A 21,291-nucleotide genomic window follows, 5' to 3' on the forward strand; every position below is an offset into this window, starting at 1 on the left:
AAAATCGTGGTCAAGCGGCGGAGTTGGGAGGCGAGCGGAGCGGCACGACTTTGGGTTTTCAGCAAGTTACGGGGAAAATTGTGACAAAGCGCACATTCCGTTGGTTGGTCGATTGGTCGAATCGATCTATCGGTCTGTCGGTCCATCAGTCGTTCTGTTCCGTCCGACAGACCGAGAGACTGAAAGACCGATAGACCCGCCCAGACTGAGAGACCGATAGACTGACAGACTTTCTGCTACACTGGCCCCTTTCACACGGACTCATGAGGAGCATTTCATGCCAAAGAGCGTTAACAAGGTCATCTTAGTCGGACACTTGGGGAAGGACCCCGAGGTCAAATACACGCCGAGCGGCACGCCCGTGGCCAAGTTCAGCCTGGCGACCAACGAGCGCTACAAGGACAAGGACGGCAACTGGCAGGACCGCACCGAGTGGCACAGCATCGTGGCCTGGCAACGCACAGCGGAGGTTGTCGGCGAGTATTGCAAGAAGGGCAGCCAGGTTTATATCGAAGGGCGCCTGAAGACCGACTCCTGGGACGACAAGGAAACCGGGCAAAAGAAATATCGTACCGACATCGTCGTCAACGACCTGGTGCTGCTGGGCGGACGCGGCGGCGGCGAGGGCGGCGAAGGTGGCGGCGGGCGGGGGCGCGGCGCGGCGGCGGCGTCGTCGAATATGGATCAGCGCACACCGGAGCCGGAGCCGGCGGCGAGCACGCAGATTACGGATGAGGATATTCCGTTTTAGGTCAGCGACTCGCAATCTCAGTGACGCGCAATCGGTGAATAGCGATGATGCGGCGTTTTTTGCTCCTCGGCGCTGTGGGAGTTCTACTGGTATCCGCCGTCGCCGTGGCGCAGGAACCGAAGCCAGCGGTCGGTGAAGAGGTTGGCTATCTTGGCATGCGCCGGGAACATGTGCGCTGGCCCACCCCGGAGTCCGTTGCCCGCGATCTGCGTTCCAGCGACGAACAAACCCGCCTAAATGCGTTCCACCTGCTCGGCCTTACCGATCAGCAGGTTCAGTTGGCCGTGTGGTCGCAGACGTCTCCGAGCCAGATCGTTGGCAATAAGGTCGCGACGCCCGATCAGGTTCGGTTGGCCTATGCCGCACTCGGCGAGGACGCGACGCAGCAGGCAATACTCGCTGTCCAGATCTCGGAGGCGCAGACAACGGCGGTGGCGATCGCCACGCCGGCAGATCGGCAATGGAAACGCGTTGCGGCCTTTGTCTGCTGGTGCAAGTACGAAATGTACGTAGACCGGGACGCGTTGACCGAGTTCGTCCAACTTCATCCTGCCCCGCAGCCCGGCCCGGCCACGCCGCAGCATTTTGAACTGGTCCTACGCGCTAGCGGCGGCGGCACAGGCATATACACTCAGGACGAGGCACACTTCCGGATGCATGGCGGTGAACTGCGCCGCGTGCTGTCGTTTGTATGCCGACGTAGGTCTTGCGATCAGACAGCACCAGCACAACGTTGGTGCGCGATCGAGAAACGCTGGTTCTATACGACGGCGGTTGGTAATGAACCCGGCGGTATTCTGGCCGAAGCCCGGGGAAAGTTCGCAAGTGACAATCAGCCCCTGGTTCAATGGTCGGTAAGAGATCTGGAGAATCGGTATTTGCAGCGGCCTACTTGCACTAGCTTCAAGTGGAACGCGGGCGAATTTCGTTATGAGCGACTGAGAAGTACTCCGAACCCGTGTCTGCCCACCTCCCGATAAGGCAAGCAGCCTGCGTCGCGCTCCACCTTCCGGCTGAAAGCTGATAGCTGATGGCTGAGAGCAGACCGCGAAATGCTAGAATGCCGCGCCATGGAAGAAATGGAGTTCAGGCGGCACGCCGACGCCGCAATGGAATCGTTGAAGCAATCGCTGATTGAAGCCGAGGACGACGCCGACTTCGAGGTGGAAGACCAGTCCGGCGCGCTGCACATCGGCTTCGAAGAGCCGCCGGGGCGGTTCGTGATATCGCGAAATGCGCCGGTGCGGCAGATATGGATTTCCGCGCTCTCCACCAGCTTCAAGCTGGATTGGAACGATGACCAGAACGATTTCGTGCTGGCGAAAACCGGCGAGGGACTGAAGCCGCTGGTGTCGCGGCTGATGAACCAGCAGTTGGGGTCGGAAGCGATCGATTTGGATTAGGTTTTCGGTTTTCGGTTATCGGTTTTCAGTTCACGGTTTTCGGTTACCGGTCATCGATTATCGGTTACGCCTTGCCGGGTGTCGTTTTTGATTGCGGGTTTTCGAATTTTGGTTCTCCGATTGTCGCCGGAAGGCCGGCGTCAGTCGCGTAGCGACGCATGAAAATAGCCCGGCACTTCAGTGCCGGGAATGATCGCGCAAAGATGAGAAGTCCCGTAGGGACGACTGAAAATCTCCGCCGATTACCGAACACCGATAACCGCCAACCGAAAACCGTTCGCAATCTGCTGAGCTGGGCCCGGGCGCTGCTGCTGTTCTGGCCCGCCATCCTTCTCCTCACCATCATCGTGGAACCGATTTGCCTGGTGCTGGCGCGCCTTGACCAGAGCGGCCGGGCGCAGCATGCGGTGGTGCGCTGGTGGGCGCGGTTGCTGCTCAAGCTGCTGGCGCCGGTCACGGTGGAAGGCCTGGAGCGGATCGATGCCGGCAAGCCGCGCCTCTACGCCGCCAACCATCTTTCCGCGCTCGATATTCCCCTGCTCTACGCGCATCTGCCGTTTGCGTTCCGCATCATGGCGCACCGGCTGGTGTTTCGCGTGCCGTTGATCGGCTGGTACCTGCGCCGGGCGGGCGCGCTGGAAATCGCGCCGGAAGGCGTCGCGCTCTCGCGCCGAGCGTTGCGCGAGGCGGTGAAGACGCTGCAACGAGGCATGTCCGTGGTCGTATTCCCTGAAGGAGAGCGCTCGCCGACCGGCAAGATGCTGCCCTTTCGGCGCGGCGCGTTTTATGTCGCGATGAAGGCGCAGGCGGAGGTGGTGCCGGTGGCGATCCTGGGAACGTATGCAGGCCTGCCGATCGGGTCGGCGCACTTGCGGCGGGCACCGCTGCGGCTGGTGGTCGGCGAACCAATTCCGATGGCGGAGTACACCCGCAAAGACCTGGGCGAGTTGGCGGCGAGAGTGCAGGAGGCAGTCAGGGAATTGTGCGAGGCGGCGGGTCGCTAGTTAACCAAGTTACGGATGCGTAATTGAGCGTTCTTGACCACCGAGTCACCGAGCACACCGAGATTCACCGAGACAAGGAGATGAAAAACTCGGTGCACCTCTGTGTCCTCGGTGCCTCGGTGGTGAGTGCGCATGGAATTATTGCTTGGGCGGCGTTTTGCTGGCCGGCGGATGCGAGGGCTGCGCCGTCCCGTGGGGGTTGGGGGTGCCGAGATTCGGCATGGTGATCCCGCCGTGGGGATTCTCGCCGGTAGCGGGCGGCATGCCGCCATGCGGGTTGGCGCCGGTGCCGCCCATGCCGACGCCGAGGGCCATGCAAGTGACGCGCCCACTCTGCGCGAAGCGCAGGTCAGATGGACAGGGGGCGCTCTTGACTTCCGCCTTCGCGCTCGTTGGCGGGTTGTCCGTTTGTTCCGACTGGATGGAGAAAAGCTTTCCTTCCGAATTGCCGGCCACACCCACGGTGAGGCCGGGCATGTCGTAGGCAACGTAGAAAGCGTGCTTGTCCTTGGCGGCTTGCATGGCGCAGTCGCCGGCTTTTTGCGTCAGGTCCGGCGCCTGCGATTTGACGCGGCCGCAGTCGGTGGCGGTGGAGCCAGCCAGATCCTGGAGCTTTTGTTGAACGGGATCGGCAGATTTCGCGGTCTCGCCGGGTTTCGCCGACACGGAAGCGGGAGCGGAGGATTGGTTGCACGCGACCAGTGACGCGATCGCGATCGTCAGGATGATCAGAGAAGTGCGCATGACAGCATTGTAATAGCTCTGAGCTGTCAGCCAAAAGCTAAGAGCTGAGAGCTGACAGCTTTTTCTTCAGATCCTGGGCGATGTGCTGGCCGTGGAAGCGGCCGTTCTCGATGAAAATTTCGCTGGTGTTGGAGCCGGCAACGATGACGCCCGCCACATAAATGCCGGACACGTTGGTTTCGAGCGTCTCCCGGTTGACGATGGGGCGGCACTCCTCGGGCGTAAGCTGCACGCCGAGACTGCGCAGGAACTCGTAATCCGGGTGATAGCCGGTGAGCGCAAAAACGAAATCGTTTTTCAGGCGCACTTCGCCGCGATTTGCCCACAGCCAGCCGGCAATGCTACGGGTCTGGATGACAACCGACTCAGGCAGAATCTCCTTGACCACGGTGCGGAAGTAGGCGGTGATTTCGCCGTTCTTGATGCGGTTCTCGATGTCAGGCTTGATCCAATACTTGACATGCGGGTGCAGGGCTTCTTCACGGTGGACGAGGGTGACGCGTGCGCCGTGCCGCCAGAGTTCCAGCGCGGCGATGGCGGCGGAGTTCTTGCCGCCGATAACCAGCACGTCGCGGCCGAAGAACGGGTGCGGCTCGCGATAATAATGGAAGACCTTGGGCAGGTCCTCGCCGGGGATCTGCATGAGGTTGGGCAGGTCGTAATAGCCGGTGGCGACGACCAGCTTGCGGGCACGATATTCGGCGCGGCGGCCGGGGACGTGGCGTTTTTCTGGACCTTCCAGCGCGCCGAGAATGTCGGCCTCGACGGTCGAGGTGCGGACCAGGAAATCGCCGTCGCTGCCCGAGACCTCGTCCACGCGCTCGTACTGGCGGACGTCGAGGCGGTAGTGCTCGGCGACCTTGCGGTAGTACTCCAGCGCCTCCTCGCGCGTGGGCTTGACGTTGGCGCTGGGGAAAGGGATGTCGCCGATTTCCAACAATTCTGGCGTGGTGAAGAAGGTCATGTTCGCCGGGTAATGGAAGAGCGAATTGACCAGGCAGCCTTTGTCAATGAGCAGCACGCGAAAGCCGGCGCGCTGCGTCTCGATGGCGGAGGCCAGGCCGCTGGGGCCGGCGCCGATGACGAGGAGGTCGAACTTCTGGGTGTTGTCGGGAGGCACGGGGATTGGATTCACGAGGCGGGATTGTCGAATGGCAGAATTTTGGAGATAAGTGCCGAGTACTGAGTACCTAGTACCGAGCAAGAACGCCCACGCATGTCACCCAGTTGTGTGCTCCAGCGCACAATCACCTGGCCCGTGAGGACTATAATTTTCCCGGCATAATTGCAGCACTCGGTACTCGGTACTCGGTACTCATTTCAGGAGCGCGATATGGCAACCACGGTAGAGAAGCCGCGCACGCGCGTTGAATCCGACAGCATGGGCAAGATCGAGGTGCCCGCCAACGTTTACTGGGGCGCGCAGACGCAGCGCTCGCTGATTCACTTCAACATCGGCCGCGACACCATGCCGCCGGAGCTGATCCGGGCGTTCGGCATCCTGAAAAAAGCGTGCGCGCTGGTCAACCAGGACCTGGGAAAACTGCCGCCGGACAAAGCGAAACTGATCGCGCAGGCGGCCGACGAGGTGATCGCCGGCAAGCTCAACGACCAGTTTCCTCTGCGCATCTGGCAGACGGGCAGCGGCACCCAGACCAACATGAACGTGAACGAGGTGATCTCCAACCGCGCCATCGAAATGGCGGGCGGGGAGATGGGGTCGAAGAAGCCGATCCACCCCAACGATCACGTCAACATGTCGCAATCGTCGAATGACACGTTTCCGGCGGCGATGCACATCGCGGCGGCGGAGCGCGTGAAGAGGGCGCTGATCCCGGCGCTGAAGACGGTGCAGCAGGCGATCGAGCGCAAAGCGAAGGCATTCGACAGCATCGTGAAGATCGGGCGCACGCACCTGCAGGACGCGGTGCCGCTCACCATCGGGCAGGAGTTTGGCGGGTGGGCGAGCCTGGTGGAGCGCGACATCCGGCGGCTGGAGATGGTGCTCGAAGGTTTGTACGAGCTGGCGATCGGCGGGACGGCAGTGGGTACGGGCCTGAACACGCATCCGGAATTTGCCGAGCGGGCCGCAAAGAAGATCGCCGAACTGACCGGACTTCCCTTCCGCTCGCATCCCAACAAGTTCGCGGCGCTGTCGGCGCACGATGAAGTGGTGTTCGCGCAGGGAGCGATGGAGACGCTAGCGGCGTCCATGGTGAAAATCTCCAACGACATTCGCTGGCTGGCGTCGGGGCCGCGCTGCGGGCTGGGCGAGTTGACGATTCCGGAGAATGAGCCGGGATCGTCCATCATGCCGGGCAAGGTGAACCCCACGCAGTGCGAGGCCATGACCATGGTGTGCGCGCAGGTGCACGGGGCGACGGCGGCGGTGGGCTTCGCCGGGTCGCAGGGAAACTTCGAACTCAACGTATTCAAGCCGGTGATCATTTACAACTTCCTGCACTCGGTGACGCTGATCACCGACGCCTGCCACGGATTTGTCGAGTTCATGATCGACGGCATCGAAGTGAACCGCGACAAAGTGGATTGGTACGTGAAGAACTCGCTCATGCTGGTGACCGCGCTCGCGCCCAAGATTGGGTATGACAACGCCGCGAAAGTGGCGCACACAGCGCACGTGGAGCACAGCAGCTTGAAGGAAGCGGCGGTGAAGATGGGCTTCCTGACGGCGGATGAGTTTGACAAGCTGGTGAAACCGGAGACGATGACTCATCCGTAGGAAAAATTAACCACGGATCGCCACGGATAAACACGGATCGGAAAAAGATAAGGGAAGAGACGCGCCGGAACGTTGGCGCGTTTTGTTTCTTGTTCTGATCCGTGGGAATCCGTGGGAATCCGTGGTTAAGTCTTCTTCGGCGGCTGCCAGAGTTCGATCTTGTTGCCCTCGGGATCCACGATCCAGGCGAAGCGGCCGTAGTCGTAGTCCTCGCGTCCGAGGATTTCTATGCCTTCGGATTGAAGCCCGGCGATGACGGCGTCCATGTCGGCGACGCGGTAGTTGATCATCACCGCGGATTTGCTGGGGTCGAAGTAGTCTGTGTTCTCTTTGAACAGCGACCAGTAGGTGTGGGCTTCCTCGCCGGTTGCGCTGTCCTTCCAGGGGAAGTCCACCGATTGCAGATCGGGCATGTGTTTCATGCCGAGGTGTTTTTCGTACCAGGCGTACATCGCCTGCGGGTCCTTCGCCTTGATGAAAATGCCGCCGATGCCGGTAACGCGTTTCATAGGTCCATCAGTCTCTCGGTCTTTCGGTCTTTCGTCAATACGCCCAGCGCAACAGCGTCGCGCCCGTCGTAAACCCGGCGCCCACCGAGGCCAGCAGCACCAGGCTTCCCTTTTTCAGCTTGCCTTCGTCAATGGCAGTCTGCATGGCGAGCGGCACGGTGGCGGCGGTGGTGTTGCCGAAGCGGTCGATATTGATGATGGGCGCTTCCGCGCGGAGGCCGAGACGCTCAGCGGTGGCGGTCATGATGCGCTTGTTGGCCTGGTGCGGAATGAAGCAGTCTACGTCCTTGGGGGTGAGGCCGTTGCGCTTGAGCAAGCGCTCGCAGACATCGGCCATGTTGCGGATCGCATACTTGAACACGGACTGGCCGTCCTGGTGGACGAAATGCATTTTCTTGTCCACGGTCTCGTGCGACGAGGGATTCAGGCTGCCGCCCCCGGGCATATAGAGCGAGCAGCCGCCGGCGCCGTCCACGTAATGCAGGAAATCGATCAAGCCGGCGTCCTCGCCTTCCGACGCGGGTTCCAAGAGCACGGCGCCGGCGCCGTCGCCGAAGATGATGCAGGTAGCACGATCGGTGTAGTCGATGATTGATGACATCACGTCGGCGCCGATGACCAGCACTTTCTTGTGTGCGCCGCTGTTGATGAACTGCGCTCCGGCCTGCAAGGCGTACACGAAAGCGGAGCAGGCGGCGGAAAGATCGAAGCCCCAGGCGCCTTTCGCGCCCAGCTTGTGCTGCACCAGGCATGCGGTCGAGGGGAAAAACATGTCGGGGGTGACCGTGCCGACGATGATGGCCTCGATCTCCTCGGGTGCGATGCCCCGTTTCAGCAGGGCGCACTTGGCGGCTTCGAAAGCAAGATCGCTGGCGGCCACGCCCTTGTCGACGAGATGGCGCTCGCGGATACCGGTGCGCTCCATGATCCACTGGTCGCTGGTTTCCACCATCTTTTCCAGGTCCTGATTGGAGAGGACACGCGGAGGAACGTAGGTGCCAAGGGAGGTGATCTTCGCCCGAATGGGAGTATTCAATGAGGTCTCCGTTTCGCAGCCGCGCGTCCCGAGTTGCGAGTCGCAAGCGCCCACCGATCCGGGCGTCGTGATTCGGGACTGAGGACCCGCGCAAAAACAGACATTCTGAACGAAAGGGGCGGGTGTGTCCAAAATAAAAAGCCGGACACCGGCGAACCCGCTGCGCACGTAAGAGCCCGTTACCGTTGCTTCCTTCCGGACCTGGCGGGATTGGCGGGAATACGTCGCGCGGGGCCGATGCCCGACACGGTTGATTCTAACATTCGCGCGACGGCGTGATCGTTGTCGGTTTTCGGTCGTCGGTTTTCGGTAAATGAGAACCGACAACCGTTAACCGATAACCCTGTGCCACAATAGCGCTGTGCCCGGCGGCGAAAAACTCGAGTTCATCTCCATCCTGACGCCACCCGCGGCCCGGCAGGCGCCCACCTTCCGCAACACCATCGAGCAGTATTTCCAGATTTCGCTCTTCCTGCTGGTGACCACCGGGTTCGTGACGCTGACCATGACGGGGCGGCTGGACGCGGTTTCGTTGGTGACGGTCTCCGCGGCGCTGCTGCTGCGCGCTTACCTGATGCTGCGCGGGCGCACGCTGCAGATTCCCGAGCGCTGGACGTCGTACCTGACGCTGTTTTACGTGTTGTTCTACGCCGCCGACATTTTCCTCGTCTCCGGCAGTTACGTGGACGCCACCGTGCACCTGGTGCTGTTCGTCATGGTGGTGAAGATTTTCTCGGTGCAGCGCAACCGCGACCACCTCTACCTGGCGATCCTTTCGTTTCTCGAAGTGCTGGCGGCGGCGGTGCTGACGGTGGACACGGTATTTTTCGGCGCGTTCTGCGCGTTCATGCTGCTGGCGGTGGCGACGTTTATCAGCATGGAGATGAAGCGCTCGGCGGAGGCCGCGTCGCATGCGCTGCCGGCGCCGGCGGTGCCCAACCCTGCGCGGCGGATGATGCGCTCGCTCTCCAGTATCGCGCTGCTGATTACGGCGTCGGTGGTGCTGGGAGCGGCGGCGATTTTCTTCGTCCTGCCGCGGCTGTCGGCGGGCTACCTGAGCGCCTATGCGCCGCGCAACGAGTTCGTCAGCGGATTCAGCGACCACGTGCAATTGGGCGAGATCGGGCGCATCAAGCAGTCGGACACGGTGGTCATGCACATCGAGATCGAGGGCGACCGCGGCGCCTACGCCGACCTGAAGTGGCGCGGCGTGGCGCTGGCGGAGTTCAACGGCAAGGAGTGGAAGAACCCGGTGTCGAGCACGATGGAGGCGATGACGTCCAACCCGCGCTACGACCCGGAAGTCCGCCTGACTGGCATGGGGCGCTATAACTTGTCGCTGGCCCAGACCAACGCGCGGAACCTGCCGGTCGACCGCAGCGGACTGCGGCCACTGTCCTACAAAGTCCTGATGGAGCCGATCGGGACCAACGTGCTGTTTTTGGCGCCGGTGCCGATCAGCGTGCTAGGTCGGATCGCGGAAATCGGGGTGGACGACAGCGGCGCGGTGTACAACCTGGACCGCAACCGCATGACGGAGAGCTACACCGCGTCGTCGCTGTGGGGGCAGCCGGGCGCGGAACGGCTGCGGCGGCCGGCCGGCAAGGTTCCGGCCGACATCACCATGATCTACCTCCGGCTCCCGGGGCGTGTGGACCGGCGGGTAACCGAACTGGCGCAGCAGATCACGGCGGGTGCGGGAACGGATTACGAGAAGGCGTCGGCGATCGAGCTCTACCTGCGCACCCGTTACGGCTACAGCCTGCAGATGGCGACTACGCCGCCGCCGGACCCGCTGGTGTATTTCCTGTTCGAACGCAAGGAAGGGCATTGCGAGTATTTCGCGTCAGCCATGGCGGTGATGCTGCGCACGCTGGGAATCCCGGCGCGGATCGTGAACGGCTTCCGCGGCGGCGAATACAACGACCTGACGGGCAGCTACATCGTGCGCGGACGCGACGCGCACTCCTGGGTGGAGGCGTACATTCCGGGCTACGCCTGGGTGAGCTTCGATCCGACGCCGGCGGATCCGAAACTGGTGGTCGGGAGCATGCACCGCTTCCTGCTTTACCTGGACGCGGCGCGCGAGTTCTGGCGCGAGTGGGTGATTAACTACGACTTCCTGCACCAGCGCACGCTCACCATCACGGCAATGGCGCACGGACGCACGGTGGGCGACCAGGCACGCACCTGGCTCCGCCGCCATTATCAAGACTTGGTGGCGCGGGCGCGCCGCGTGCACAGCGATGCCGAGCGCAGTCCGCGCACGTGGGCGATGGGCGCGCTGCTGACGATGATGCTGTGCGTGCTGCTGGCGAACGCGGCACGCATCTGGAGAGCGGCGCACCGGCACCGGGTGGCGCGCAACCCGGTGAAGGCTCCGGGCGCCGCAGCCAGCATCTGGTACGCACGCATGATCCGGTCGCTGGACAGAAAAGGATTTCCCAAGAAGCCGGCGCAGACGCCGCGCGAGTTCGTGGCCAGCATTCCGGACCCGCCGCTGCATGATTCCGTGGCGGCGTTCACGCGGCATTACGAGCGGGCGCGGTTTGGCAAATCGCCGGAGGACGCGGCGAGGCTGCCGGAGATCTTCGAGGAAATCAAGGCGAAATAGTACCGAGTACTGAGTACCGAGTACTGAGCTTCGACAGCGTTTTGCTTTTACTCGGTACTCAGTACTCGGTACTCAGTACTGCTACAATTGAAGCACCGCATGCCTGACCAGCCGGTCACCCTCGAAAAACCCATTGCTTCTGAGCAGGACGCGCCAAAGACGCGGCCGCAGAAGGTTGGATTCGTGTCCCTGGGCTGCCCCAAGAACCTTGTGGACTCCGAAGTCATGATGGGCATGCTGGCGCAGGCTGGCGCGGAGATCACGGCGCGGGCCGAAGACGCCGACGTGATCGTGGTGAATACCTGCTCCTTCATCGAAAGCGCGCAGCAGGAATCGGTGAACACCATCCTGGAAATGGCGCGCCACAAAACCAACGGCCGCGCGCGCAAGCTGGTGGTCGCCGGGTGCTTGGTGGAGCGCTTCCGCAACGAGATCCGGACGGACATTCCGGACGTGGACGCGGTGGTGGGAACGGGGGAGCTGCCGAAGATTCTGGAAGCAACTGGGCTGCAGTCGCCAGGCGCCGGTCGCCAGGAAAGCAGCTCGCCATTTGTGATTCTGGGCGGTAATGGACGCGCCGAAGGACAAGCACGCGAGCAGGCGGGACGGTTTTCGCGTGAGGCATGGGACGGCGCGATTGCGGACTTGCCGAATTACCTTTACGACGAGACCACGCCGCGAATGCTGGCGACGCCGCGCGCCTCGGCGTACATCAAGATTGCCGAGGGCTGCGATCACCCGTGCAGCTTCTGCATCATCCCGCAGCTTCGCGGCAAATTCCGCTCGCGGCGCTTCGAGTCGGTAATCGCCGAGGCGGAGCGGCTGGCGCGTGGCGGCGTGCGCGAGATCACGCTCATCGGCCAGGACACCACCTGCTACGGCGAAGATTTCGGACTCAAGGACGGGCTGGCGCTGCTGCTGGAAAAGCTGGCCGGAATCGAAGAGCTGCGCTGGATCCGGTTCCTGTACGCGTACCCCAACAAGATCACCGGGCGCCTGCTGGAGACGATCGCGGCGCAGGAGAAGGTCTGCTCGTACATGGACGTGCCGCTGCAGCACGCATCGGCAACGGTGCTGAAGCGCATGAAACGCGGCGGCGGCGCGGAGTTGTTCCTGCGCTCGATCGAGAAAATGCGCCGCACCATTCCCGACCTGACGCTGCGCACCTCCTTCATCGTCGGCTTCCCCGGCGAGACGGAGCGCGAATTCGACGAGCTGTGCGATTTCGTGCGCGAGGCGCAGTTCGACTGGATGGGCGCGTTTGCCTACTCCGACCAGGAGGGCGCCAGCGCGCACGAGCTAGGCAAGAAGGTTCCGCCGGCGGAGATCGAACGGCGGCGGCGGAAGCTGATGCAAATGCAGAAAACCATCAGCCGCAAACGGAAAAAGGCGCTGCTCGGACGCCAGTTCGACCTGCTGATCGAAGGCCCGTCGAGCGAGACCGAGTTGCTGTGGGAAGGCCGCACGCCGATGCACGCGCCGGAAATTGACGGCAAGGTGTTCATCAGCGACTTTGCCGACGAGTCGGAACTGGAGCCGGGAACGTTTCACCGGTGCGAGATCACGGAAGCGCATGAGTACGACCTAGTCGCGCGGATTCTCTAATTTGTAATTTGCAATTGGTAATTTGTAATCGGCCGGCTCGGGACCTTCGCTGGCTTCTCTACTGCCTCTGGTTTGAAAATTACAAATCGCCGACGTGCATCCCATAAAATAGGGTCAATCATGGCGAAGAAGCGTGTCCGCAGCCTACGTTGTCCCACCTGCCGCAAGCTGGTGCTGCGCGACGATCCTGAGTTCCCCTTCTGCAGCCAACGTTGCCGGCTGATTGACCTGGGCAAGTGGGCCAGTGGTGGATACGTTGTTTCCACTCCTATCAATCAGGGCGACCAATTCGGCGAGGCGGATTACACTGTGGACCAAGGCCGCCTCTCGAAACCGGACAGCAAGCACGATGACAACGACCGCAAGCGCTCCTGAGTCATCCACCGTTGCGCAGAAGACCGCATGGGCATGGCTGATCGGCACGTTTTTTTGGATTGGCAAGCTGAAGCCCGGCCCGGGGACCTGGGCGTCAGTAGCGACCGTCGGCTTATGGCGCGCGTTTGCCCCGTTCGCGGGTGGACATCAAATTCCGGTTGCAATCGCCGCCGCGGCGCTGGTGACGGCGGTGGGAATTCCGGCGTCCACCCGGGTGGCGCGCGAGTCGGCACGGAAAGACCCGGGTTTCGTAGTCATTGACGAAGTGGCGGGGCAGTTGATCGCCCTCATCGGCGCGCCGCTGCATTGGAAAACTCTGCTGGTGAGCCTTATACTTTTTCGTGCCTTCGACATCGTGAAGCCGCCGCCGCTTCGCCGGCTGGAAGATTTGCCGGAAGGCGCCGGAATCATGCTCGACGACGTCGGCGCGGGGCTTTACGCGCTGGCGGTGATGCAGGCGTTGCGTCATTGGGGCCTGCTGCCGTGATCGGCGATCGTCACTTGCGCATCTAAGTGCACAAAGGACCATGGGAATCTCTGACCGGCTGCTGGGGAAAAAAAACGTCAACGGAAAACCGCGGATTGATACCGTGGAGCCGGGCGCTGCCCTGCCCGGCGGCGAGATCCGCATCATCGGCAGCGGCCTGCGCCCGCACGAATTGCGCCGCCCCAAGGTCCAGTTCGGCGACGTCGAAGGCGCGGTGGTCATCAGTTCCGACCAGTTCCTGGTGGCGCGCGTTCCGGAGGGCGCGCACTCCGGGCCGGTGACGGTGGACGCCAACGGGCACGCCAGCAACCCCCACGATATCCGGGTGGCGGTCACCATCGCCGAGAACCTGCACCCGGTCACCAATCCCGCGCTCGACCTGGAAGGCAACATCTACGTGACGTTTTCCGGATCGCGGGGCCAGAAGGTGCCGGTGGCGATCTACAAGATCGACACCAACTACAACGTCAAGCCGTTCCTGGCCGAGATGATGAACCCGACCGCCATCGCCTTCGACCGCGAGGGGCAGATGTACGTCAGCTCGCGCTACGACGGCGCCGTATACCGCGTCGCGCCCAACGGCACCATGTCCGCCTACGCGGAAGGGATGGGCGTGGCCACCGGGCTGGCGTTCGACCGGGAGGAGAATTTATACGTCGGCGACCGCAGCGGAACGATTTTCAAAATTTCGCGCGACCGGCAGATTTTCGTGTTTGCGACGCTGGAGCCGAGCGTATCGGCGTATCACATGGCATTCAGCCCCCAGGGACATCTGTACGTCACCGGGCCGACGACTTCGAGCTTCGATGCGGTGCACGAGGTCGATCCGCACGGCAGCGTCTCCGTGTTCTTCCGCGGACTGGGACGACCGCAGGGCCTGGCCTTCGACGTGGACGGGAATCTGTACGTGGCGGCGTCGCTGCGCGGCAAACGGGGAGTGGTGCGGGTCACGCCGGACAAGCACGCTTCGCTGGTGGTGGCCGGGCAGAACCTGGTGGGGCTGGCGTTTGCGCCCGGACGCGCCGCGGTGCTGGCCACCAACAACGCCGTCCATCATCTCTCGTGGGACATCCAGGGACATCCGCTGCTGGCGGCGGAGGAGACGGCGTAGCAGTCGACGGTCTGCGGTCGACGGCTCAAAGCGGTGGCTCTCGACAATTGGAACGACTACCCGTCTTGGGTGTGCAAGAAGTTTGCCACTGACGGACAGCCATCGACCGTCGACCGTCGACCGGTTTAGACTTCCTTCGTGACCGCCGAGATCATCGCTATCGGCTCCGAGCTGCTCACGCCTTTTTTCCAGGACACCAATTCGCTCTACCTAACCGAAAAACTGAATGAGCTCGGCGTGGAAGTGGCGTTCAAGACGGTGGTCGGCGACAACCGCGAGCACCTTACTTCCGCGGCCAGGGTCGCCGTCGGCCGCGCCGACATCCTGATCTTCATGGGGGGGCTGGGTCCAACCGAGGACGACCTGACGCGCGAGTGCGTTGCCGCCGCGTTGGGACGCGGGATTCATCGCGATTCCGAAATCATCACCCAGCTCTACACGCGGTTCGCCAAACTGCGGCGCAAAATGCCGGAGAACAACGAGCGCCAAGCGGACGTGATAGACGGCGCCGAGGTGCTGCCCAACGCCATGGGATCCGCGCCGGGACAGTGGATCGAGCACAAGCATGAGAGGGCGCAGCGCTACATCATGCTGCTGCCCGGGCCGCCCCACGAGATCAAGCCCATGTTCGACGGGCAGTGCATTCCGCGGCTGCGCGAGCGCCTGCCGCGCCAGTTCATCGCCACCCGCGTGCTGAAGGTGGCAATGATGCCGGAATCGGAGTGCGACCAGCGGGGCGCGCCGATTTACAAGCGTTTCACCGACGTGCAGACGACAATCCTGGCGGGGGCGGGCGAGGTCCAGCTTCGGCTGACCGCGCGAGCCGATTCCCAGGAGGCGGCGCAAGCCCGCGTGGACGAGCTGGCGGGTTTGCTGGAAGACGAACTGGACGATTTCGTTTACTCCTCGCAGGGCGAATCGCTGGAGCAGATTGTCGGCTACTTCCTGCAGATGCGCGGCGCCAATATCGCGGTCGCGGAGTCGTGTACCGGGGGAATGCTGGGCGAGCGGATCACCAAGGTCAGCGGCAGCTCGCGGTACTTTGTCGGCGGCGCCATTGTTTACGACAACGAGATGAAGGCGTTATTCGCCAACGTGCCGCCGATGCTGGTGGCACAGCATGGGGCGGTGAGCAAGGAAGTCGCTGAGGCCATGGCGGAGGGAATTCGCGAGGAGTGCCGCGCGACCGTGGGCGTGGGAATCACCGGCGTGGCCGGGCCAACCGGCGGAACGGAAGAAAAACCGGTCGGGCTGGTTTATATCGCGGTGGCCGACGGAAAGCGTACCGAAGTGGTGGAGCGTAAGTTTCCCGGCGATCGCGATCGCATCCGCTGGTGGGCAACCCAGCAGGCGCTCGACATGGTGCGGCGAAGGTTGATGTGACACGTAATTTCGCGAACGACAAAAGCATTGCTGATTGCCGATTGTCGATTGCCGATTTGCGCCGGGTTCAATCGACAATCGGCAATCGACAATCGGAAATGGTTTTATGCGTGTTTTCGTCGGACTCGACATTGATCCCGACATTCGCCAGCACATGACGCGCTACCTGGAAGGGGTGCGCGGATTTGCGCCCGAGGCGCGCTGGGTCAAGCCGGAATCGTTCCACGTCACGCTGAAATTCATCGGCGAGCAAAAGGACGAGCTGGTGGAGGAGATCAAGCGCGAACTGGCGACGGTGCGTGGACAACCGTTCGACATTTCATTTCGCGGGAATGGTTTTTTTCCCAGCGCACGCAGCCCGCGCGTGTTCTGGCTCGGTATTGAAGCCGGAGAGCAACTGCGGCAGCTTGCCAAGGCGGTGGACGAGGCAGTGGCGCGCACCGGCGTGCCGCGCGAGACCAATGATTACCAGCCGCATTTGACGCTGGCGCGCTCCGGTTCCGGCAGGCCGCAACCCAAGCCGGGCGACCGCCCCAGCCCGCCGCTGCGACGGCTGGCAGAGAAATTGGAAGGCAAGCCCGCACCCGACTTCGGTACAATGACCACTCGCGAATTCTTTCTGTACGAAAGCAAGCTGTCGCCGGGTGGGGCGCGCTACACGAAGATCGCGCGCTTTCCGTTGGAGTAGTCGTCAGTCTTCAGTCGTCGGTCTTCAGGCCTGACGACCGAAGACTGACGACTGACGACTTCTTCATGGCCATCTACTTCATCGTCGCCGTAGTCGCCTACCTGCTAGGGTCGATTCCCTTCGGCTACATCCTGATGCGCGTGTTTCGCGGCGAGGACGTACGCGCCATCGGCAGTGGAAACATCGGCGCGACGAACGTGGCGAGAAAGGCGCCGGGGCTGGGCGTAGCGACGCTCATTCTGGATGCAGCGAAAGGGTTCTGCGCCGTGACAGTTGCAATGGCAATAGCCCATTCGCGCCTTAATCACTTCTTTCCCGGGTACATTGACACGTATGACGTCTCGCCGACGCTGTTGATGGCCCTGGGCGCTGTGTTCGCCATTCTCGGCCACGTCTTCCCTGTCTGGCTGAAGTTCAAGGGCGGAAAGGGCGTTGCGACTGGTGTGGGAGCATTCATCGCGCTCGCGCCAAAAGCAGTGTTGATCGTGCTGTTGCTCTTTGTCGTGATTGTCGCGGCGTTCCGTTACATCTCGCTCGGCTCCATTGTGGCGACGGCGGCATTTCCGTTGTTTGCGTGGCTGTTGTATCGGTATCAGGCCTCGCCGGCTGTATTCGCCGCGATGGTCGCGGCCTCAGCGCTGATCATTGCCAAGCACCACGAAAACATTCGGCGGTTGTTGGCGGGCACGGAGCACCGGTTTGAGTTGAAGCACAGGTGACGTGTAGCACTGGTGCCGCGCCGCTGGCGCTCGCCGGTTCAACTCCACTTCCCACCGCTGCCGCGGTGGGCTAACGAATTCCGCCCGCCTTTGCGGGCTGAATTACGGACAGCTTAAAACTGAAACTCGAAACTGAAACTGTTCTGCAAAACTGATGAGTGAAATTACGGTTATCGGCGCGGGAGCGTGGGGCACGGCGCTGTCCATCGTGCTCGGACGCAAGGGCACCCACCGCGTCAAGCTGTGGGCATTCGAAAAAGAGGTTCGCGAGTCCATCCTGGCGCGGCGCACGAATGATCTTTTTCTCGCCGGCGCCAACATTCCCGCCACCGTCACTCCCACCAACAATTTCGAGGAAGCGCTGCGCGGGGCGGAAATCGTCGTCAGCGTGATGCCTTCGCACCACTGCCGCGGGCTGTTCCGGCAGATGTCGCCGCACCTCACGCCGGAGATGATGTTCGTCAGCGCCACCAAAGGCGTGGAAACCGATTCCCTTCTCCGCATGAGCGAAGTGATTGCCCAGGTGCTGCGCGAGAGCGGGCGCGTAACGAAGCCGCGCATCGGGGCGTTGAGCGGGCCGTCATTCGCGAAAGAAGTAGCGCGCGGCGACCCCACGGCGATCACCGTCGCGTCCCGGGACGCGCTGCTTGCCGAGACGGTGCAGCGCGAATTCAGCGAGCCCTGCTTCCGCGTCTACACCAACGATGACGTCGCGGGCGTGGAGCTGGGCGGCTCGCTGAAGAACGTGATCGCCATCGCCGCCGGTGTGTGTGACGGCTTGGGGCTCGGGTTCAATACCATCGCCGCGCTGATCACGCGGGGGCTGGCGGAAATCACCCGCGTAGCGGTGGCCTGCGGCGCGCGGGCCGACACCATGGCGGGGCTGGCTGGAATCGGCGACCTGGTGCTGACCTGCACCGGCGGCCTGTCGCGCAACCGCACCGTGGGCGTGGAACTCGGCAAGGGGCGCAAGCTGGACGAGATTATTTCCGGCATGCACGGCATGGTCGCCGAGGGCGTGCTGACGACGAAGGCGGCGGTCGGCCTGGCGCGGAAATACGCGGTGGAAATGCCCATCACCGAGCAGATTGACGCGATCTTGAACCAGGGTAAGGCGCCGCGCGAAGCCATCCACGAGCTGATGACGCGGCCCGGCGCCAGCGAAATCGCGCTGCATAGGGCTTAAAGGACAAAACCCAACCGCGGATTTCCACGGATGAACACGGATCGGAAATATCGATCCCGCGAAAATCCGCGTTAATCCGCGGTGTCGCTTTCCCAGCAACTTGCAATCTCACAACTCGGAACTCGCGACTCGCTATTGGTCCACGCGCTGCCGGCCGGCGTTACGGTCCGACGCCGAGGCAGGCGTGACGTTGAGCGGGCCTTCAAGGCGGAAGTTCAGAACAGTCTCGGGAGGCAGTTGGATTTGCTGGCCCTTGGTGGCCGCCTGCACTCCGGTACCGGCCCCGGCGCCCACGCCTGCTCCTATGGCAGCACCCTTACCGCCGCCGGCGATCCCGCCAATAATCGCTCCCAACGCCGCGCCGCCGCCGACGGTAGCTGCGGTGCGCTTGCCGCGAGAACTGCCCTGCTTGTCGTACTGGTTGGTGCGCAGGGCGTAGGTCTTGCCGTTCATGCGCAGACGAGTCAGCGTGAGCGCAATGGCGGACTGCCCCTGGAAGTGGCCGGAACTCTTGGAATCAACCACCCGGCCTTCAACGTCGGCGTCAGTGGGAATCACGACTTCATCGCCGATCATGACCGGCTGTGACACGGTCGCGCGAAACGTGTCGCCGACTTTATTGCGTTCAGTGTCAATCGGGTCCACCAGGCGAACGGAGAAGCTGGTGCCCTCGGGAACGGTCACAACCCGCGGCGGGGCAGGCACTGCCGGCGCTGCGGGAGCAGATGCCATGTTGCCGGCCGGAGCAGCGTAGGTGGCAGCCGAAGGACGGCTGTGATCGCGCGGGCGGCGCAGGGCGGGGGCACGATGCCGCGACGCCGTACGCGCCGCCGGCGCCGGGTGTTTCATCGGAGCAGGCGCGGGCGGCGCCATCGCCGCTTGCGACACCTGGAGATCGTTGACCACGGTCTTCACGCCGGAGACCTGCGCCGCATCGTTGGCAGCGGCGCTGCGCTCGACCTCACTGGCCACCGTGCCGGACAGTGTGACCACACCATTGGCCGACTGCACTCCAATCTGCTTGTTCTGGATGTTGCTGTCGGCGGTAATCCTGGATTGCACCTGATTGGCGATTTGCGCGTCATTGGGGGCGCGGTTGCACGCCATGGTCATGCCGAGCGCGAGTAATAGTGCGAGAAACAGCGAAGATTTTGCCTTCATGATCGCTCCTTCGTGGTAACCGGTGGATGCTATTCCTTAGATGCAGAGCTGCCGCTTTTGTCTGTATGCAAGAACCCTTGATTCCCTCGCCGGCGGCGGCGCTTCAGTCCTCCGCAGCGCCTGGTTGCGGTCGGCCCATGGAATGCGGATCGGAACACGAACCACCTTGGGCCGGCAGGCTTGCGATTTCAGCTTTTTCATGACGGGCTGGGCGCGCCCATGTGATAAAAAGCAACCCTCAGCGCGACCCCAGCAGTTGACGGCGACTATGGCGATCCAGGTAGAGCGGACGGAATTTGACGAGCAGTTGGGCTACCAATACTACGTGGCCTTCAACTCCCATGGCACGTTCGAAGAAGAGGAAGTGCAAGAGCGTGTGCCGGTGGAAGTTGCGATTTCGTTGTGTGAAAACGGGGATCTGGCCGATTTCAGTTTCGAGTTGCCGAAAATCTGCCGCTGCGAAGCGGCGCTGGAGTTCCTCAAGGAAGCCGGCAATGCCAGCTACATCGAGCCGCGGGTGTACATCACCATGCCGGAGCTGAGCGGCGATGTGGTGGCGCGGGCCGCCGGACGCCTGGAACTGGATCTCGCCGGGCGCATCATCGGGTTGGAAATCCTGTGGGCGCCCATCGACGTTGATGAACCCGCCGAGGCCAATTCCTAGCCGGTGGAAGCCGCGCCCGATGCCGGCGTGTGCATGTGCGGCGTGTGGTGCGCATCGTGGCGGGCGCGCCGGATCTCTTCCACATCTCCCATCACAATCACCACCGTTCCGCCCTGCAGGGCGAGCGTGTCGGGCGGGTTGACCATGAAATCGTGCTTGTGCTCTCCGGGACTGCTCTTCACGGCGAGCGGCAGCAGGTGGTAACTGGCGCGGAATTTCAGCTCTTCCAGGCTCTTGCCGACCCACGGCGAGCTGCCGGCAACCACGATTTCGTCGATGCGCAGGGTGCGGGACTTCTCGCGCAGCATGAGGTCAAGGAAGCTGGTGACGTGCGGGCGCAGCGCCTCGCTGGCCAGGCGCAGGCCGCCGATGGCGTTGGGCGATACCGCGGTATTGGCGCCGGCGCGCAGCATGCGGTCGGCGAACTTCACGTCGGCACAGCGGGCCACGATGCGCACCGCGGGGTTTTTCTGCCTGACCATCACCGTGGTCACAAGGTTGTCTTTGTCGCTGGCGACGGCCGCAATCACGCACTTGGCACGGTCCAGACCGGCGGCGTCCAGCACTTTCTCTTCGGTGGCATCCCCGATGACGTACAGGATCTCCTTGTAGCGGCCACTCTCGTGCTCTTTGAAGCGCGTGATGTTGTCTTCATTGCTCTCGATCACAAGGAAGGGCGTACTGGTGCGGTGGAATTCCTCGACCGCGTAGCGCCCGGTGTCGCCCAGGCCGCAAACGATGTAGTGGTCCTTCAGTTCCTGGATGCGCTTCAGCATGGTACGTCTCCAGAACAGGTTGCGGATCTCTCCCTCGACCAAGAAAGCGGTGACCACGGAAAACACGTACACCGTGATCATGACACCGACGGCGACGACGAACATGTTGAAGACGCGCAGCGCCGGGTTGTGGCTGGTGTCGACGATCTCGCCGTAGCCCACTCCGGCCAGCGTGATGACCGCCATATACAGCGACTGGAGAAAGCTGACCGAGGGGCCGCCGAGCACCTGGTACCCGATGACCGCAATCGCTGTCATCGTGGTCAGGGCCAGGATGGCGTAAAGGAGCCGTCGGCGGATGTTCATGCTTGGTCCGGTGCCCCGATGCTGCGCCT

21 protein-coding genes and 1 other RNA gene are annotated in these 21,291 nt (G+C 62.6%); 15 read left to right on the forward strand and 7 right to left on the reverse strand.

Features of this window, described 5'->3' with window-relative positions; all coding sequences use genetic code 11:
* Positions 1–277: 277 nt before the first annotated feature.
* The 4 genes from LAN70_15900 to LAN70_15915 all read left to right on the forward strand — a co-directional run bounded on the left by LAN70_15900 (position 278) and on the right by LAN70_15915 (position 3,158).
* Entirely contained in the window at positions 278–751 is a 474-nt protein-coding gene (locus tag LAN70_15900; GenBank protein MBZ5512633.1) for a single-stranded DNA-binding protein, read from the forward strand.
* Between the two features lie 44 nt (positions 752–795).
* Positions 796–1,731: a hypothetical protein gene (locus LAN70_15905; GenBank protein MBZ5512634.1), complete on the forward strand. Its 936-nt coding sequence runs from the start codon at positions 796–798 to the stop codon at positions 1,729–1,731.
* Between the two features lie 90 nt (positions 1,732–1,821).
* The gene (gene cyaY, locus LAN70_15910) at positions 1,822–2,154 is read left to right on the forward strand and encodes an iron donor protein CyaY (protein ID MBZ5512635.1); all 333 of its coding nucleotides are present in this window, start codon (positions 1,822–1,824) and stop codon (positions 2,152–2,154) included.
* A gap of 203 nt (positions 2,155–2,357) precedes the next feature.
* A complete protein-coding gene (locus LAN70_15915) occupies positions 2,358–3,158 on the forward strand; it encodes a 1-acyl-sn-glycerol-3-phosphate acyltransferase (GenBank protein ID MBZ5512636.1) in 801 nt (266 codons plus the stop codon).
* 138 nt (positions 3,159–3,296) lie between these two features.
* Here the strand turns inward: LAN70_15915 and LAN70_15920 are convergent, their stop codons facing one another.
* Both LAN70_15920 and LAN70_15925 read right to left on the reverse strand, forming a co-directional pair.
* Entirely contained in the window at positions 3,297–3,902 is a 606-nt protein-coding gene (locus LAN70_15920) for a hypothetical protein (GenBank protein ID MBZ5512637.1), read from the reverse strand.
* A gap of 37 nt (positions 3,903–3,939) precedes the next feature.
* Positions 3,940–5,022, reverse strand: coding sequence for a YpdA family putative bacillithiol disulfide reductase (locus LAN70_15925; GenBank protein MBZ5512638.1), 1,083 nt, complete (start codon positions 5,020–5,022; stop codon positions 3,940–3,942).
* Between the two features lie 213 nt (positions 5,023–5,235).
* On the opposite strand from LAN70_15925, the gene fumC reads away from it, so the two are divergent.
* The gene (gene fumC, locus LAN70_15930; protein ID MBZ5512639.1) at positions 5,236–6,642 is read left to right on the forward strand and encodes a class II fumarate hydratase; all 1,407 of its coding nucleotides are present in this window, start codon (positions 5,236–5,238) and stop codon (positions 6,640–6,642) included.
* A 125-nt stretch (positions 6,643–6,767) separates the two neighbouring features.
* On the opposite strand, the gene LAN70_15935 is transcribed toward fumC, so the two are convergent.
* From LAN70_15935 to ffs, 3 genes are all read right to left on the reverse strand, one after another.
* The gene (locus LAN70_15935) at positions 6,768–7,151 is read right to left on the reverse strand and encodes a VOC family protein (GenBank protein ID MBZ5512640.1); all 384 of its coding nucleotides are present in this window, start codon (positions 7,149–7,151) and stop codon (positions 6,768–6,770) included.
* Between the two features lie 34 nt (positions 7,152–7,185).
* Positions 7,186–8,187 carry a ketoacyl-ACP synthase III gene (locus LAN70_15940; GenBank protein ID MBZ5512641.1) on the reverse strand — a complete coding sequence of 334 codons (1,002 nt, stop codon included), beginning with the start codon at positions 8,185–8,187 and terminating at the stop codon, positions 7,186–7,188.
* Positions 8,188–8,330: 143 nt separating this feature from the next.
* An RNA gene (ffs, locus tag LAN70_15945) (signal recognition particle sRNA small type) lies at positions 8,331–8,427 on the reverse strand.
* Between the two features lie 121 nt (positions 8,428–8,548).
* On the opposite strand from ffs, the gene LAN70_15950 reads away from it, so the two are divergent.
* From LAN70_15950 to LAN70_15990, 9 genes are all read left to right on the forward strand, one after another.
* Positions 8,549–10,801 (forward strand): DUF3488 and transglutaminase-like domain-containing protein, encoded by a 2,253-nt coding sequence (locus LAN70_15950; GenBank protein MBZ5512642.1) that lies wholly within the window; start codon positions 8,549–8,551, stop codon positions 10,799–10,801.
* A 99-nt stretch (positions 10,802–10,900) separates the two neighbouring features.
* Positions 10,901–12,406 carry a 30S ribosomal protein S12 methylthiotransferase RimO gene (rimO, locus tag LAN70_15955; GenBank protein ID MBZ5512643.1) on the forward strand — a complete coding sequence of 502 codons (1,506 nt, stop codon included), beginning with the start codon at positions 10,901–10,903 and terminating at the stop codon, positions 12,404–12,406.
* A gap of 120 nt (positions 12,407–12,526) precedes the next feature.
* Positions 12,527–12,781 carry a DNA gyrase inhibitor YacG gene (locus LAN70_15960; GenBank protein MBZ5512644.1) on the forward strand — a complete coding sequence of 85 codons (255 nt, stop codon included), beginning with the start codon at positions 12,527–12,529 and terminating at the stop codon, positions 12,779–12,781.
* Positions 12,756–13,268: a phosphatidylglycerophosphatase A gene (locus LAN70_15965; protein MBZ5512645.1), complete on the forward strand. Its 513-nt coding sequence runs from the start codon at positions 12,756–12,758 to the stop codon at positions 13,266–13,268. Before LAN70_15960 ends, LAN70_15965 begins: the two co-directional genes overlap by 26 nt.
* 40 nt (positions 13,269–13,308) lie before the next feature.
* Positions 13,309–14,379: a gluconolaconase gene (locus LAN70_15970; protein MBZ5512646.1), complete on the forward strand. Its 1,071-nt coding sequence runs from the start codon at positions 13,309–13,311 to the stop codon at positions 14,377–14,379.
* Between the two features lie 138 nt (positions 14,380–14,517).
* Positions 14,518–15,762: a competence/damage-inducible protein A gene (locus LAN70_15975; GenBank protein MBZ5512647.1), complete on the forward strand. Its 1,245-nt coding sequence runs from the start codon at positions 14,518–14,520 to the stop codon at positions 15,760–15,762.
* A 106-nt stretch (positions 15,763–15,868) separates the two neighbouring features.
* Complete coding sequence (gene thpR / locus LAN70_15980) at positions 15,869–16,450, forward strand: RNA 2',3'-cyclic phosphodiesterase (GenBank protein ID MBZ5512648.1); 582 nt, start codon at positions 15,869–15,871, stop codon at positions 16,448–16,450.
* Positions 16,451–16,515: 65 nt separating this feature from the next.
* Positions 16,516–17,169, forward strand: coding sequence for a glycerol-3-phosphate 1-O-acyltransferase PlsY (gene plsY, locus LAN70_15985; GenBank protein MBZ5512649.1), 654 nt, complete (start codon positions 16,516–16,518; stop codon positions 17,167–17,169).
* 154 nt (positions 17,170–17,323) lie between these two features.
* The gene (locus LAN70_15990) at positions 17,324–18,355 is read left to right on the forward strand and encodes an NAD(P)-dependent glycerol-3-phosphate dehydrogenase (protein MBZ5512650.1); all 1,032 of its coding nucleotides are present in this window, start codon (positions 17,324–17,326) and stop codon (positions 18,353–18,355) included.
* A gap of 132 nt (positions 18,356–18,487) precedes the next feature.
* Here the strand turns inward: LAN70_15990 and LAN70_15995 are convergent, their stop codons facing one another.
* Positions 18,488–19,516: a BON domain-containing protein gene (locus LAN70_15995; GenBank protein ID MBZ5512651.1), complete on the reverse strand. Its 1,029-nt coding sequence runs from the start codon at positions 19,514–19,516 to the stop codon at positions 18,488–18,490.
* A 268-nt stretch (positions 19,517–19,784) separates the two neighbouring features.
* Between LAN70_15995 and LAN70_16000 the strand changes: the two genes are divergently transcribed.
* On the forward strand, positions 19,785–20,180 hold the full coding sequence (locus LAN70_16000; GenBank protein ID MBZ5512652.1) for a hypothetical protein: 396 nt from the start codon (positions 19,785–19,787) through the stop codon (positions 20,178–20,180).
* Here the strand turns inward: LAN70_16000 and LAN70_16005 are convergent.
* A complete protein-coding gene (locus LAN70_16005) occupies positions 20,177–21,262 on the reverse strand; it encodes a potassium channel protein (GenBank protein MBZ5512653.1) in 1,086 nt (361 codons plus the stop codon). The genes LAN70_16000 and LAN70_16005 overlap by 4 nt on opposite strands.
* Positions 21,263–21,291: the final 29 nt, after the last annotated feature.

The sequence above is a fragment of the Terriglobia bacterium genome (assembly GCA_020072845.1).
Classification (GTDB): Bacteria; Acidobacteriota; Terriglobia; order Terriglobales; family Acidobacteriaceae; genus JAIQGF01.

Bases quoted from the DNA above. Each gene is read 5' to 3' on its own strand.
- LAN70_15900 (MBZ5512633.1), top strand. From the start codon at position 278: ATGCCAAAGAGCGTTAACAAGGTCATCTTAGTCGGACACTTGGGGAAG.
- LAN70_15905 (MBZ5512634.1), top strand. From the start codon at position 796: ATGATGCGGCGTTTTTTGCTCCTCGGCGCTGTGGGAGTTCTACTGGTA.
- cyaY (MBZ5512635.1), top strand. From the start codon at position 1,822: ATGGAAGAAATGGAGTTCAGGCGGCACGCCGACGCCGCAATGGAATCG.
- LAN70_15915 (MBZ5512636.1), top strand. From the start codon at position 2,358: ATGAGAAGTCCCGTAGGGACGACTGAAAATCTCCGCCGATTACCGAAC.
- LAN70_15920 (MBZ5512637.1), bottom strand. From the start codon at position 3,902: ATGCGCACTTCTCTGATCATCCTGACGATCGCGATCGCGTCACTGGTC.
- fumC (MBZ5512639.1), top strand. From the start codon at position 5,236: ATGGCAACCACGGTAGAGAAGCCGCGCACGCGCGTTGAATCCGACAGC.
- LAN70_15935 (MBZ5512640.1), bottom strand. From the start codon at position 7,151: ATGAAACGCGTTACCGGCATCGGCGGCATTTTCATCAAGGCGAAGGAC.
- rimO (MBZ5512643.1), top strand. From the start codon at position 10,901: ATGCCTGACCAGCCGGTCACCCTCGAAAAACCCATTGCTTCTGAGCAG.
- LAN70_15960 (MBZ5512644.1), top strand. From the start codon at position 12,527: ATGGCGAAGAAGCGTGTCCGCAGCCTACGTTGTCCCACCTGCCGCAAG.
- LAN70_15965 (MBZ5512645.1), top strand. From the start codon at position 12,756: ATGACAACGACCGCAAGCGCTCCTGAGTCATCCACCGTTGCGCAGAAG.
- LAN70_15970 (MBZ5512646.1), top strand. From the start codon at position 13,309: ATGGGAATCTCTGACCGGCTGCTGGGGAAAAAAAACGTCAACGGAAAA.
- thpR (MBZ5512648.1), top strand. From the start codon at position 15,869: ATGCGTGTTTTCGTCGGACTCGACATTGATCCCGACATTCGCCAGCAC.
- plsY (MBZ5512649.1), top strand. From the start codon at position 16,516: ATGGCCATCTACTTCATCGTCGCCGTAGTCGCCTACCTGCTAGGGTCG.
- LAN70_15990 (MBZ5512650.1), top strand. From the start codon at position 17,324: ATGAGTGAAATTACGGTTATCGGCGCGGGAGCGTGGGGCACGGCGCTG.
- LAN70_15995 (MBZ5512651.1), bottom strand. From the start codon at position 19,516: ATGAAGGCAAAATCTTCGCTGTTTCTCGCACTATTACTCGCGCTCGGC.
- LAN70_16000 (MBZ5512652.1), top strand. From the start codon at position 19,785: ATGGCGATCCAGGTAGAGCGGACGGAATTTGACGAGCAGTTGGGCTAC.
- LAN70_16005 (MBZ5512653.1), bottom strand. From the start codon at position 21,262: ATGAACATCCGCCGACGGCTCCTTTACGCCATCCTGGCCCTGACCACG.